The sequence below is a fragment of the Nostoc sp. UIC 10890 genome (assembly GCF_054786515.1).
On record NZ_JBSGKF010000001.1, the window covers coordinates 1,157,730 to 1,172,173 of the forward strand.

At 41.8% G+C, this 14,444-nt stretch carries 8 protein-coding genes; 6 read left to right on the forward strand and 2 right to left on the reverse strand.

The genetic code is table 11. From position 1 onward, the window contains the following. Nucleotides 1-36 precede the first annotated feature (36 nt). The 6 genes from hypF to hypB all read left to right on the forward strand — a co-directional run bounded on the left by hypF (nt 37) and on the right by hypB (nt 6,490). Complete coding sequence (hypF, locus tag ACWATR_RS04555; RefSeq protein WP_460329913.1) at nt 37-2,385, forward strand: carbamoyltransferase HypF; 2,349 nt, start codon at nt 37-39, stop codon at nt 2,383-2,385. 65 nt (nt 2,386-2,450) lie between these two features. After that, nucleotides 2,451-2,711, forward strand: coding sequence for a HypC/HybG/HupF family hydrogenase formation chaperone (locus tag ACWATR_RS04560; RefSeq protein WP_069074263.1), 261 nt, complete (start codon nt 2,451-2,453; stop codon nt 2,709-2,711). Nucleotides 2,712-2,984: 273 nt separating this feature from the next. Beyond that, a complete protein-coding gene (gene hypD, locus ACWATR_RS04565) occupies nt 2,985-4,163 on the forward strand; it encodes a hydrogenase formation protein HypD (protein WP_460329915.1) in 1,179 nt (392 codons plus the stop codon). 58 nt (nt 4,164-4,221) lie between these two features. Then, nucleotides 4,222-5,325, forward strand: a complete 1,104-nt coding sequence (gene hypE / locus ACWATR_RS04570) for a hydrogenase expression/formation protein HypE (RefSeq protein WP_460329917.1) — start codon at nt 4,222-4,224, stop codon at nt 5,323-5,325. Nucleotides 5,326-5,345: 20 nt separating this feature from the next. Then, nucleotides 5,346-5,687, forward strand: a complete 342-nt coding sequence (gene hypA, locus ACWATR_RS04575) for a hydrogenase maturation nickel metallochaperone HypA (protein WP_179071776.1) — start codon at nt 5,346-5,348, stop codon at nt 5,685-5,687. After that, nucleotides 5,678-6,490: a hydrogenase nickel incorporation protein HypB gene (hypB, locus tag ACWATR_RS04580; protein ID WP_460329919.1), complete on the forward strand. Its 813-nt coding sequence runs from the start codon at nt 5,678-5,680 to the stop codon at nt 6,488-6,490. The genes hypA and hypB overlap by 10 nt, the downstream gene beginning before the upstream one ends. A gap of 215 nt (nt 6,491-6,705) precedes the next feature. Here the strand turns inward: hypB and ACWATR_RS04585 are convergent, their stop codons facing one another. After that, nucleotides 6,706-9,684 (reverse strand): beta strand repeat-containing protein, encoded by a 2,979-nt coding sequence (locus tag ACWATR_RS04585; RefSeq protein ID WP_460329921.1) that lies wholly within the window; start codon nt 9,682-9,684, stop codon nt 6,706-6,708. A gap of 514 nt (nt 9,685-10,198) precedes the next feature. Further along, nucleotides 10,199-13,891, reverse strand: coding sequence for a PAS domain S-box protein (locus ACWATR_RS04590; RefSeq protein ID WP_460329923.1), 3,693 nt, complete (start codon nt 13,889-13,891; stop codon nt 10,199-10,201). Nucleotides 13,892-14,444: the final 553 nt, after the last annotated feature.

A 14,444-nucleotide genomic window follows, 5' to 3' on the forward strand; every position in this document is an offset into this window, starting at 1 on the left:
AATTCGTAATTCGTAATTTTTGAAAGTCAGAATTATATGGCGAATGAAGAAATTAGAGTTCGCGGTACTGTTCAGGGAGTAGGATTTCGCCCTACTGTATATCGTCTGGCTAAAGCTTACGGTTTGTGTGGAGATGTTTGTAATGATGGTGAAGGTGTATTAATTCGGGTATCTGGTAGTGAGGAAGCATTAACAGAATTTGTTGCCAGATTGCAAACAGAGTGTCCACCATTAGCAAAAATTAATCAGCTAATTAGAACTCCTTACAAAGGTGAATTTAACTTTAATAATTTTGTGATTTCTAGTAGTGTTAATAGTGCAATTAAAACAGAAGTTGTTCCTGATGCAGCGACTTGTCCGCAGTGTCAACAAGAAATATTCGACCCTTTTAGCCGCTTTTATCGCTACCCATTTACTAACTGTACTCATTGCGGCCCACGCCTGAGTATTATTCGTGCCATTCCTTATGACAGATGCAATACCAGTATGTCTGCGTTTGTTATGTGTCCCGAATGTGGAAAGGAATACCACGATGTCGAAAACCGTCGTTTTCACGCCCAACCTGTAGCTTGTTATGCTTGCGGCCCTACAGCTTGGTTAGAACGTGCTGATGGGAAATCGGTTACTGCTTCTATGTTTTCGATGTTGGATGATGTCGATGCTGTTTGTACCTTGTTGCAAAAGGGAGAGATTGTAGCAATTAAGGGGTTAGGTGGTATTCATCTGGCTTGTGATGCAACACAGGAAACCGTTGTACAAAAACTGCGTCAGCGTAAAAAGCGCTATCATAAACCCTTTGCTTTAATGGCGCGAGATATTGAGATAATTGAACAATATTGTATTGTCAACGCCAAAGAAAAAGAATTATTGGCAAATTCTGCCGCACCAATTGTTTTATTACAAGTGACAGGTAAAAAAGTAGTAGCACCATCGGTAGCAGCAGGACAAAATACCCTTGGCTTCATGCTACCTTATACGCCCTTACATCATTTGATTTTGCGGCGGATGAATCGCCCAATTGTTTTAACAAGTGGCAATCTTGCCGATGAACCACAATGTATTGATAATGACGAAGCAAGAGAAAAATTAGGGAAAATCGCTGATTACTTTCTCTTTCACAATCGGGAAATTATTAATCGGGTAGATGATTCGGTTGTGCGTGTTGTCGGCGATAAAGTTCAAACAATTCGCCGTGCTAGAGGATATGCGCCAGCACCAATTAGTTTACCACCAGGATTTCACAATGTGCCGCAAATTTTAGCAATGGGTAGTGAGTTAAAAAATACCTTTTGCTTATTGCGGGAAGGAGAAGCAATTCTATCTCAACATCTAGGAGATTTAGAAAATGCTGCGGCTTTCAATGCTTATCAAGAGACTTTGAATTTATACTTAAATTTATTTGATCATAAACCAGAAGTAATCGCTATTGATAAACATCCTGAATATCTCTCAAGCAAATTTGGTAAAGAACTTGCAGAAACAAATCAAATAAAAATTCATCAAATCCAACATCATCACGCGCATATCGCCGCTTGTATGGCAGAAAATGGGATTTCTTTAGATTCACCGCCAGTATTAGGCATTGCTTTAGATGGTTTAGGTTACGGCGACGATAGTACACTCTGGGGTGGAGAATTTCTTTTAGCAGATTACCGGAGATTTAAACGACTAGCAACATTTAAACCAGTAGCAATGGTTGGTGGTGAACAAGCAATTTATCAGCCTTGGCGTAATACATACACCCAATTAATAGCGGCTAACCTTTGGAATGATTGCGAACAAAAATATACTGATTTAGAAATAGTTCAATTTTTGAAAAACAAACCACTCAAACTACTCAATCAACTGATAGAGAAAGGAATTAACTCTCCTCCAGCTTCCTCAGTGGGGAGATTGTTCGATGCAGTAGCGGCGGCTATCGGTATTTATAGAGATGAATGTAGCTATGAAGGACAAGCTGCGATCGCAATGGAAGCTATAGTAGATGTTAGTAGCTTAAATAATGATAAAGAAACGCTAATCTATCCTTTTAGTTTTAGCTTTTCAGATAGTATTTATTGTATAGACCCGCGTCCAATGTGGCAAGCTTTGCTCGATGACTTGCAGCAACAGATTCCACAATCAGTTATGGCTGCTAAATTTCACAAAGGTTTAGCAAATGCGATTGTGGAAATGGTTAAGCATCTTTCTCAAGAAAATCTGATTTATCACGTAGCTTTAACAGGAGGAGTATTTCAAAATTGTATATTGTTAGAGCAAGTTACCCAAGGATTACAAACATTGGGTATAAAAGTACTTACTCACAGCTTAGTTCCAGCTAATGATGGCGGGTTATCTCTAGGACAAGCAGTTATTGCAGCCGCACAATTAATACATGAGTGTTGATAGTTGAAAAACTTTTGTTTAGAAATAATTTCTTCTGCGGTTAGTTTATCTTGACAAATAAAAAAATGTGTTTAGGAATCCCCGGACAAATTATAGAAATTACCAATGCTAACCATAAATTAGCCATAGTTGACATTGGTGGTGTTAAACGCGAGGTAAATATTGCTTGTATCGTAGATGAACAACATCCCGCCGAAGCTTGTATTGGCGATTGGGTACTAGTACATGTTGGCTTTGCTATGAATCGAATTAACGAACAAGAAGCGGCGGAAACTTTACAACTATTCCAAGAATTAGCAGCAGCACAAGTAGGGAATAGGGAGTAGGGAATAGGGTTGAAACTCTATTGGTATATGTCTTTATTCTTAAATTTTGTACCTCATTTACCTGCAATCTGCTGTAAATAATAGACCTTTTTTGTGTCACACAGGGGGCAAAGGTGCAGAGAAAGAGTTTAAAAATCATACCTTTTTTTCTTTCTTATCTACGAGACGCTGCGCGTTCACGTAGTGTCTCACAGAGAAAGCAGTTCGTTAAAAAACTTTCTACCACAAAAGCGAAATTAACTGATAGATAAAACTCACTACTCTTCACTTCCTATGAAATATGTTGACGAATTCCGCGAACCGGAAAAAGCTGAAGCGATACGCTGCGAAATCGCCAAATTATGCCGCCAGCTAGAAAAACCCATCAAAATCATGGAAGTATGTGGCGGACATACCCACTCTATATTTAAATATGGTATCGAAGAAATTTTACCCGAAGCCATTGAACTAATTCATGGGCCTGGTTGTCCAGTATGCGTTATGCCAAAGGGGAGATTAGATGATGCGATCGCAATCTCTCAAAATCATAACGTCATTTTTGCCACCTTTGGCGACGCAATGCGAGTTCCCGGTTCCAAAACCACATTACTGCAAGCTAGGGCACAAGGTGCAGACATCCGTATGGTGTACTCTCCCTTAGACAGCCTGCAAATTGCTAGAGATAACCCCGACAAACAAGTAGTATTCTTCGCATTAGGCTTTGAAACCACAGCCCCCAGCACCGCCTTCACCATTCTGCAAGCAGCAGCCGAAGAAATTCATAACTTTAGTATGTTTTCCAATCACGTCCTCGTGATTCCCGCCCTCAAAGCGCTATTAGATAATCCCGACTTACAACTAGATGGATTTGTTGGCCCTGGTCATGTCAGCATGGTAATTGGCAGTGACCCATACCAATTTATTTCCCAACAATATAATAAGCCAATTGTTGTCTCAGGATTTGAACCCTTAGATATTCTCCAATCAATTTGGATGTTATTGCAACAGTTAGTAGAAAATCGTTGTGAAGTTGAAAATCAATATAACCGAATTGTCCAAAAATCTGGAAATACAGTAGCCCTACAAGCCATAAATAAAGTTTTCGCCGTGCGAGATAGTTTTGATTGGCGCGGCTTAGGTGACATCCCCTATTCAGGATTACAAATTAAACCTGAATATGCCCAATTTGATGCCGAACTTAAATTTACCATTCCTAACCTCAAAGTAGCCGACCATAAGGCCTGTAAATGTGGAGAAATCCTCAAAGGAGTCTTAAAACCTTGGGAGTGTAAAGTATTCGGTACAGCTTGCACACCAGAAACACCAATTGGAACTTGCATGGTATCTTCCGAGGGCGCTTGTGCAGCCTATTACAAATATGGACGACTCTCCACCATCGCCAAAAGAACAATCACCCAAAAACCAAAAATAACTCAAGAACCCCTCCCCGCCTGCGGCTTCTCCTCAGAATAATACTCCGCGTACCTCTGCGCTTCCCTTTGCGTCCCTTTGCGTTTAAAAAAAATTTAATATGAATATTTCCCCCACAAACCCAATCCAAAATCCCCTATTCCAAAAAATAGAAAAAGTCCGCCGTCGCCAAAGTAAAGTGCAAGACACTCATATAACTCTCGCACATGGCAGCGGTGGTAAAGCCATGCGCGATTTAATAGATGATATATTTGTCAGCAATTTTGATAACCCAATTCTCTCCCAACTAGAAGACCAAGCCAGCTTCAACTTAACCCCTCTCCTCCAACAAGGAGACAGACTCGCATTTACAACAGATTCTTATGTTGTAGACCCGTTATTTTTCCCCGGTAGTGATATAGGAGAATTAGCCATAAACGGTACAGTTAATGATTTAGCTGTCAGCGGTGCTAAACCTTTATACCTAACTTGTAGCGTAATTTTAGAAGAAGGATTACCTGTAGAAACCTTACGCCGTGTTGCAAACAGTATGAAAGCAGCCGCAGAAAAAGCAGGTATTCAAATTGTCACTGGTGACACAAAAGTTGTACATCGTGGTGCTGCCGATAAACTCTTTATTAATACTGCTGGTATTGGTATCATCCCACGAGGAATTAGCATTTCTGCCCACAACATTAAACCTGGAGATGCCGTAATAATTAATGGTGAAATAGGCAATCATGGGACAGCAATTTTAATTGCCCGTGGCGAGTTAGCCTTAGAAACTACTATTGAAAGTGATTGTCAGCCGTTGCATAGTTTAGTAGAAACTATTCTCCATGTATGTCCACAAGTTCATGCTATGCGAGATGCTACACGCGGTGGTTTAGCCACAGTATTAAATGAATTTGCCCTCAGTTCCAATGTAGGAATTCGTCTCTATGAAAAATCTATTCCAGTGCGTGAAGAAGTCAATGGAGTTTGCGAAATTCTCGGTTTAGACCCATTGTATTTAGCTAATGAAGGTAAGTTAGTTGCAGTGGTTCCAAAAGAGAATGCTGACAACGTTTTATCAGCTATGAAATCTCACCCAGCAGGGAAAGATGCTTGTATTATTGGCGAAGTTCTTTCTTCACCCCCAGGTATAGTTTTGTTAAAAACAGTTTTTGGTGCTGAAAGAATTGTTGATATGTTAGTAGGCGACCAATTACCAAGAATTTGTTAATTTTTAATAAATTTTATAATATGCACGAATTTGGAATTACCCAAAATATTGTGGCAATTGTGACTGAACACGCCAAAGGGGCAAAAGTTCAACGAGTTTTATTAGAAATCGGCAAACTTTCAGCCATTATGCCCGATGCTATCCGATTTTGTTTTGATATTTGCACCCAAGGCACAGTTTTAGAAGGGGCGACATTAGAAATTTTAGAAATCCCAGGCTTAGGGCGATGTCGCCAATGCGGTGCAGAAATTTATTTAGATAAACCATTTGGAATCTGTAATTGCGGTAGCGTGCAATTAGATTTAATTACTGGTGAAGAACTAAAAATTAAAGAAATAGAAATAGAGGAATTATGTGTGTAACCTGCGGTTGTTCTGATGATAGCGAAATAAAAATTACAAATTTAGAAACAGATAAAGCGGAACATAATCATACTCACACTTTATCAGATGGAACTGTCATAACTCACTCCCACAGCCATGATACTCATACAGAAGCGCCTCAAATTCATGCAAAAATACATAATACAACGATATCTTTAGAACAGGATATATTAGCAAAAAATAACCTGCTAGCTGCCCAAAATCGGGGATGGTTTAAAGGTCGAAATATTCTCGCTTTAAATTTAATGAGTTCTCCCGGTGCTGGGAAAACAACTCTTTTGACGCGAACCATCAATGATTTAAAGCATCAATTATCTATTAGTGTCATTGAAGGCGACCAAGAAACTGCTAACGATGCCAAAAAAATTAAAGAAACAGGTTCTAAAGTCATCCAAATAAATACTGGAACAGGCTGTCATTTAGATGCATCTATGATAGACAGGGGTTTACAACAACTGAATCCGCCACTAAATTCAGTTGTGATGATTGAAAATGTCGGAAATTTGGTTTGTCCAGCCTTATTTGATTTAGGAGAACAGGCAAAAGTTGTGATTCTCTCCGTCACAGAAGGAGAAGATAAGCCGATAAAATATCCGCACATGTTCCGTGCTAGTAATGTAATGATTATCACTAAAATTGATTTGCTACCTTATGTAAATTTTGATGTGCAAAAGTGTATAGAATATGCTTTGCAGGTGAATCCCCAAATTCAGATTTTTCAGGTTTCTGCAACTACTGGTGTAGGGTTAGATAATTGGTATAAATGGATAACTAAAAATTAAGATAAGAAAGGCGATAAATCGCCGTCAAGACGAAAGACTGATTATTGTAGAGACGGCGATTTATCGCGTCTTTTTGATGATTTATCCGAAGCGTATTGAAAGCGATCGCACCATACCTACCATTGAAAAAATTACACCCGGAAATTATTTTCAGTTCCGGGTGTAAGTTTGTCGGCTTTAAATTATGAACTTGTCAGACTAATTTCTCCAAAATTCTAGATAAGCTGGATGTCTAAGCTAACCGCAAAATTACTAGGCTTATTCTCAAGAGTCGCAAATTGAGTTCCTTGGAATAACAACGCACCAGTTGCGTCATTGTAGCTGAAACCACTGAAGTCAGTAATACCAAATCCAATTTTAGAAATCTGAATCTTGTCACCTTCCACCCGACTGAAGTCCTTGATAACGTCAAGCCCTTCAAGCTTAGAATTGAAAACAAACTGGTCTGCGCCAATACCACCAGTGAGAATATCATTGCCAACTCCGCCAACAAGAATGTCATTGCCAGCGCCGCCATTGAGGATGTCATTGCCAGTAGTACCACGCAGTACATCGGCATATTGTGTGCCTGTAATTTCAAATCGCTCAATATTGCTGTAGTTGAGTACGGGATTCCCAGTAAAGCGGCTGAAGATGGCATTTTGACCTTGGTATGCCACATCAACACCAGCTCCGTTGTTAAACTGGCTGTAGTCTGCAACTAGAGTATCAGTGCCAGCGCCACCATTAACAATACCATCTGTATCAGTGATTCTGTCATTGCCATCGCCACCGTTGAGGGTATCATAGCCAGCACCGCCAATCAACGCGTCATCACCAGCGCCACCATTGAGAATGTCATTGCCAGCAGCACCACGCAGTACATCGGCGTATTGTGAACCAGTAATTTCAAATCGCTCAATATTGCTGTAGCTGAGTACAGAATTACCACTGAAGCGGCTGAAGATCGCATTTTGACCCAGGTATCCCACATCAACAGGAGTACCATTGTTCAACTGGCTGTAGTCGGCAACTAGAGTATCAGTGCCAGCGCCACCATTAACAATCCCATCTGTGTCAGTGATTCTGTCATTGCCATCGCCACCGTTGAGGGTATCATAGCCAGCAGCACCAATCAGCACGTCATCACCAGCGCCACCATTGAGAATGTCATTGCCAGCAGTACCACGCAAGACATCGGTGTATTGTGTGCCTGTAATTTCAAATCGCTCAATATTGCTGTAGCTGAGTACAGGATTGCCAGTAAAGCGGCTGAAGATGGCATTTTGATTCAGGTATGCGACTTCAACACCAGCACCGTTGTTCAACTGGCTGTAGTCTGCAACTAGGGTATCAGTGCCAGCGCCACCATTAACAATCCCATCTGTATCAGTGATTCTGTCATTGCCATCGCCACCGTTGAGGGTATCATAGCCAGCACCGCCAATCAACGCGTCATCACCAGCGCCACCATTGAGAATGTCATTGCCAGCAGCACCACGCAGTACATCGGCGTATTGTGAACCAGTAATTTCAAATCGCTCAATATTGCTGTAGCTGAGTACAGAATTACCACTGAAGCGGCTGAAGATCGCATTTTGACCCAGGTATCCCACATCAACAGGAGTACCATTGTTCAACTGGCTGTAGTCGGCAACTAGAGTATCAGTGCCAGCGCCACCATTAACAATCCCATCTGTGTCAGTGATTCTGTCATTGCCATCGCCACCGTTGAGGGTATCATAGCCAGCAGCACCAATCAGCACGTCATCACCAGCGCCACCATTGAGAATGTCATTGCCAGCAGTACCACGCAGTACATCGGTGTATTGTGTGCCTGTAATTTCAAATCGCTCAATATTGCTGTAGTTGAGTACAGGATTGCCAGTAAAGCGGCTGAAGATGGCATTTTGATTCAGGTATGCGACTTCAACACCAGCACCGTTGTTGAACTGGCTGTAGTCTGCGACTAGGGTATCAGTGCCAGTACCACCATTAACAATACCATCTGTGTCAGTGATTCTGTCATTGCCATCGCCACCGTTGAGGGTGTCATAGCCGGCACCGCCAGTCAGCGCGTCATCGCCAGCGCCACCATTGAGAATGTCATTGCCAGCAGCACCACGCAGTACATCAGCATATTGTGAACCAGTAAGTTCAAATCGCTCAATATTGCTGAAATTGAGTAAACTACTATTATTTAGACGACTGAAGATGCCATTTTGTCCATTAAATCCGGCATCGACACCAGCACCATTGTTTAACTGGCTGTAGTCGGCAACTAAAGTATCAGTGCCAGCGCCACCATTAACAATACCATCTGTGTCAGTGATTCTGTCATTGCCATCGCCACCGTTGAGGGTATCAGAGCCAGCATTGCCAGTCAGCACGTCATCACCAGCGCCACCATTGAGAATGTCATTGCCAGCAGTACCACGCAGTACATCGGTGTATTGTGTGCCTGTAATTTCAAATCGCTCAATATTGCTGTAGTTGAGTACAGGATTGCCGGTAAAGCGGCTGAAGATCGCATTTTGACCCAGGTATGCCACATCAATTCCAGCCCCATTGTTCAACTGGCTGTAGTCTGCAACGAGAGTATCAGTGCCAGCACCACCATCAACAATCCCATCTGTGTCAGTGATTCTGTCATTGCCATCGCCACCGTTGAGGGTGTCATAGCCGGCACCACCAGTCAGTGCGTCATCACCAGCGCCACCATTGAAGATGTCATTACCAGCAGCACCACGCAGTACATCGGCGTATTTTGTGCCTGTAATTTCAAATCGCTCAATATTGCTGTAGTTGAGTACAGGATTGCCGGTAAAGCGGCTGAAGATGGCATTTTGACCCAGGTATGCCACATCAATTCCAGCCCCATTGTTCAACTGGCTGTAGTCTGCAACGAGAGTATCAGTGCCAGCACCACCATCAACAATCCCATCTGTGTCAGATATTCTGTCATTGCCATCTCCACCATACAGGCTATCGAAGCCGGTTCCACCATATAGGTTATCGTTACCAGTTCCGCCATCTAGGATGTCGTTACCAGCTCCACCAAGTAGGTTGTCATTACCTTCATCGCCATAAATTTTATCGTTCTGAGATTTACCAGCTAGGTAGTCATCGCCTCCTTTTCCAGACAGTAACCAAGGTTGTCCGTCATCGTCAGCTATGAAAGTGTTGTTAGAATTATCACCAGTGTATGTTCCCATTTGAGTTTCTCCTTAATTCTTGAAAATAATGTTTTCGATGAGGCGATAAGCCTCGTTTTAAATTGGGAAATGTCCTGTTTTTGGGTGCTTTACCCTTTCGTTTTTCAGGACTCCTTTACTTTAGGTTTCTAGCCCGATCGCGTCGATGGAGATAAGTTATGGAAAGTTAAGGAGATAATTAAGTCGAATTTTTCTAAAAAATTAATGACTTCTCACGGGATTTAGAAAACCTCTCTCCTTTTAGGAAAGAGACTTTGAATTTTCCCCCTTCCCGCGACTAGTTGGGGGTTTGGATAAGGTTTTTTGATGACACGCCGCTAATCGCAAAGCAAAGACGCGATAATTCGCCGTCTCTACAAGGGACTGATTCTTGTAAAGACGGTGATTTATCGCGTCTCTTGCCTTAACCGAACCGTATTGGCCTGACTTTGATGAACGGCAATGGCTGCTGGAAAAAGCGGAATTAGTGGTAGCGTAAATCGAAATTCTGTGGTCAGAATTGAGTGTAATTTGCCTATGATTGAGGATGCCCGATTACAGCAGATAAAGTAGTCAATAAATCTGTCGCTGTGTACGGCTTAGACAGAAACTTCTCAGCACCAACGGCAATAGCCTTTTGCTCGTTAGCGGGTAAACCACTGGTGGCAATAATCTTAATATTGGGGTTGAACGTTCGCAGGATGGAGATAGTTGTTAATCCGTCCATGTTGGGCATGGACATATCTAGCAAAACTACGCTAATTCGTTCCTTATACTGGGCATACAAAGCGATCGCTTCAATGCCATCGTTAGCTACAAGGGTTTTGTAGTTATAATCTTCTAAAGTTTCCTGATTGGTTTGTTTTACTAAGTCTTCATCATCAACAACTAAAATCAATTCGCCATTACCTTCAGGTAATTCTGCCTTTGTTATTGTCTCGGTTGTTTTGCCTTCTCCTCTGGGCAAAAACACCTGAAATTGTGTCCCTTTACCTACCTGAGTTGATACTTCCACAAAACCACCGTGGTTTTTGACGATACCTAAAACTGTTGACAGTCCTAGCCCTGTACCTTTACCAACTTCTTTAGTTGTAAAAAAGGGATCAAATATGCGCTCTAAGAATTCTGGAGGGATTCCCGACCCTGTATCTGAGACGGTAACAACGATGTAGCCTCCGGCTTTCGCGTCCAGGTGCATTCGGGCGTTTGTTTCGTCAACCATCCGGTTTTCGGCATTAATTGTGAGCATACCGTCATTGGGCATAGCGTCACGGGCATTAACTGCCAAGTTCATAAATACCTGTTCTAGTTGGGTGGGATCGGCTTGCACCATCCACAATGTGTTTATGGGAATGTCATTAACAATTTCGATGGATTTAGGAAATGTCTGTTTGATGACTTTGACCAATTCTTGGAGCAAATGCCCAGGTTGCAACAAGATGCGCTTCCCTTCTGTACCACGGGTAAAGGCGAGAATTTGTTTAACTAAGTTCGCTCCACGCTGCGAGCTATTTTCTAGTGTTTTGAACAGTTCTTGAGTCCGCGCATCCACATTTTTGCATCTCAAAGGCAGCAATTGGGCAATCATGATTATGGGAGCAAAGACGTTGTTGAGGTCGTGAGCAATGCCACTGGCTAGAATTCCTACACTTTCCAAGCGTTGAGCGCGGTAAAATTGTTGCTCTAGTTGTTTTTTCTCGGTGATGTCGGTGTTGACTGATAAGATAGATTGGCTTTGTCCAAATTGATTGTGTACCAGTGTCCACCGACTAGCAACGATAATTTTTCTCCCAGTTTTGGTGGTTTTTTCTAACTCCCCTTGCCAAGAACCTTGTTCGAGAGTGGTTTTTAAACCAGCTTCCATTTGAGACAAGGATTCTACCTGGAAAAGTTCATGGGCTAATTTCCCCATGCTTTCCTCTGCTGTCCAACCGTATAAGTTTTCAGCACCTCGACTCCAGAATAGAATGCGGTTTTCTAAATCGCGGACAAAAATGGCATCGGTAGCGATATCAATTAAAGCTGCTTGTTCGGCAATTTTCTGTTCGGCCAACTTGCGATCGCTAATATTGTGGCTGACGGCTGCTAGACCAATTAGCCGGTCGTTCATGTCTTTGACGCAAGAAACGCTGTAAAGCATCCATAATGCTTCTCCCGTCTGGAAATGACGGAAACGAATTTCTACTTCCGCCCGTCCTTCACGGAAAACACGCGGGAAAAATTCATTGATGATAAAGTCCTGATCTTCGGGAAAGAAAAATTCTCTGACTGGCGTTTCTCTATATTGCTGAGTGTCATTCAGCCCGACTAGTTGCATACCCGCCGGGTTCAAATAGAATGGCACAAAATTCATATCACACATACCGATAAATTCCGTGCTGTTATCGGTCAGAGAAACAAATTTACGGATTTCAAGTTCCGCTTGTTTGCGCTCGGTGATATCTATATTCACCCCAATCATCTGGAGTGGCTCATTGGTGATGTCATCATACAATATTTGACCCTTGCATACTGACCAACCAACTGTGCCGTCTGGGTAAATAAACCGGAATTCGAGATTATGGGGTACTTGCTGGTCAATTGCTCGCAAAACTGATCGATGCAGCAATTCGCGGTCTTCAGGGTGGACAATGAGATTTAAAAAATTTTCATAGCTGACATCAAAGGTATCAGGAGTTAGACCAAATAAAGTAAACAAACTCTCAGACCAGATAACCTGATTGGTTTTCAGATTCCATTCCCAAGGGCCAATGTTACCAACACTAAGCGCCAGTTGTAACCGTTGCTCGCTTTCTCTGAGGGTTTCCTCAGCTTGTTTATGATCGCGTAGCGCGGCTTGGCGATCGCTCACATCCCGCAGTATTGCAAGATGACGATGTGGTATAAAATTGGCAACCGCCGCAAATTCAGTTTCTCGCACTGTGCCATCAGGACAATATAAGTTAAACTCACCCAACATTTGTCCTTGTTCGTAGAACTGTTGCCAAGCTTGGGTAAAATCAAATTCGGGTGCTGCAAAATCTGCAATTGTGGAACCTAACAGTTCTTCCTTAGATACACCAAAAAGCTTACAGGCTGCTGGATTGACCTCTATATAGCGCCCCTCATCATCGGCAATAGCGATCGCATCAAGAGCATGATCAAAAAGAGCTTTCCACTGATTTTCACGCTGCTGGAGTGCTATTTCAGTCTGTTTGCGCTCCTCAATTTCCCGTTTCAAACGTACATTTGCTTGCAGTAGTTCAGCTGTACGCTCCGCCACCCGTAACTCTAATTCTTGTTGAGCTTGGCAGCGTTGTTCAACTTCCTGTTCTAACTGCTGGTTGCATTGTCTAAGTTTAACTGTTTGTTCCTCAACTTTTGCTTGCAAAACTTGAATTACCCTGTCTATTTCTAGGGGATCAAGCACTTGCAGGAGATTAGTTTGTGTCACCAGTCCTTGCAATTCGCTTTGTTCTCCAACTACGGTTAATCGCCGCACCTTTCGCTCTTGCATCAACTGGTGAACAGTCCATAAAGATTCAGTGGGAGTGATGCTTAATACAGGGGTACTCATCACATCTTGCGCCTGGGTTTGGGCTATATCTAGTCCCTGTAAATGGAATTTAATAATATCTTTTTCAGTGATCATCCCTACCGGGATCAAATTCGTCTTCTGTTGGGCGACAATTACCACACAACTGATCTGGCGATCGCTCATGATTTGAGACAATTCCAGCACAGATGTAGTCGGGAGAGCATGGATAACTTCAGTTACCATTACTTCCCTCACACATCGCAATTTCAACAGGTGAAGTGGTTGGATAACCTGACGAATTCTGTCTTGGGTAATTAAGCCTATTAAATGTCCTAGATCATCTACTACAGGTAGATGGCGAATACAATGTTGACGCATGAAAGATAAAGCTGTGAGGGCATTTTGAGCCTGAGCCAACCTCAGACTGATGACTGGTTGTGTCATCACCTCTGAGATTTTGACACTGGATAAATCTTTGCCCATTCCAGTTAGTCGGATTACATCCCGTAGAGTTAATATACCTATTAAGTTTGTTTCTTCAACTACTAAAACACAACTACTAAAATCAAACTTAGACTCTACTATACTGCTGTTTACCCTATTCATTAGAGCAATAACATCAATAAGTGGGGTATCAGGTAATACAGTTAAAGGAGAACATTCAACTATCTGCTCTAAAGTAGGTAAATCCACAGGAGAAAGTGAGCGCATTAGTTTAGTCTGTTGGTTAAAGCAATTAAAGAATTGATTTCAAAAATCAGAGAATGACAAAATAAGCTTAAAATTATCAATCTTCAAGCCATTTTGACAAAATTTAGCTTTCTGGTTTAATCAAAGTTATGATTTTAAATTTTTGCTAAGGAACCCCACAGAACAAGTTACTTTTTTAATCGCTGAACCCCTACTAATCAAGGTTAATTTTTTCAAAAGGGAAGTTATCTTTGCAGGACTCCTAATGTACTTCAATAGTTTTTTGTAATTTGATAACTTTCTTATAAAAATGTTAGGACTTACGAAAAACTTATGCTGTAGGGGCAATTCATGAATTGCCTCTACCTGAAAATAAGGGTTTCGGCTATTGTTTGCGTAAGTCCTGAATGTATTAGATTGATTATATAACCTAACTTGTTAATTACAAAAGTGCCTATATAAGGTAAAGACAAAGATAAAAGCTCTGAGGTTAAGCATAAAACCTTTACTGGTGACTACATGAATTGATTTGGGTAATTTTTGAGTAATGATACTAAAAGTCGTCTCAATATCA

Bases quoted from the DNA above. Each gene is read 5' to 3' on its own strand.
- hypF (WP_460329913.1), top strand. From the start codon at position 37: ATGGCGAATGAAGAAATTAGAGTTCGCGGTACTGTTCAGGGAGTAGGA.
- ACWATR_RS04560 (WP_069074263.1), top strand. From the start codon at position 2,451: ATGTGTTTAGGAATCCCCGGACAAATTATAGAAATTACCAATGCTAAC.
- hypD (WP_460329915.1), top strand. From the start codon at position 2,985: ATGAAATATGTTGACGAATTCCGCGAACCGGAAAAAGCTGAAGCGATA.
- hypE (WP_460329917.1), top strand. From the start codon at position 4,222: ATGAATATTTCCCCCACAAACCCAATCCAAAATCCCCTATTCCAAAAA.
- hypA (WP_179071776.1), top strand. From the start codon at position 5,346: ATGCACGAATTTGGAATTACCCAAAATATTGTGGCAATTGTGACTGAA.
- hypB (WP_460329919.1), top strand. From the start codon at position 5,678: ATGTGTGTAACCTGCGGTTGTTCTGATGATAGCGAAATAAAAATTACA.
- ACWATR_RS04585 (WP_460329921.1), bottom strand. From the start codon at position 9,684: ATGGGAACATACACTGGTGATAATTCTAACAACACTTTCATAGCTGAC.
- ACWATR_RS04590 (WP_460329923.1), bottom strand. From the start codon at position 13,891: ATGCGCTCACTTTCTCCTGTGGATTTACCTACTTTAGAGCAGATAGTT.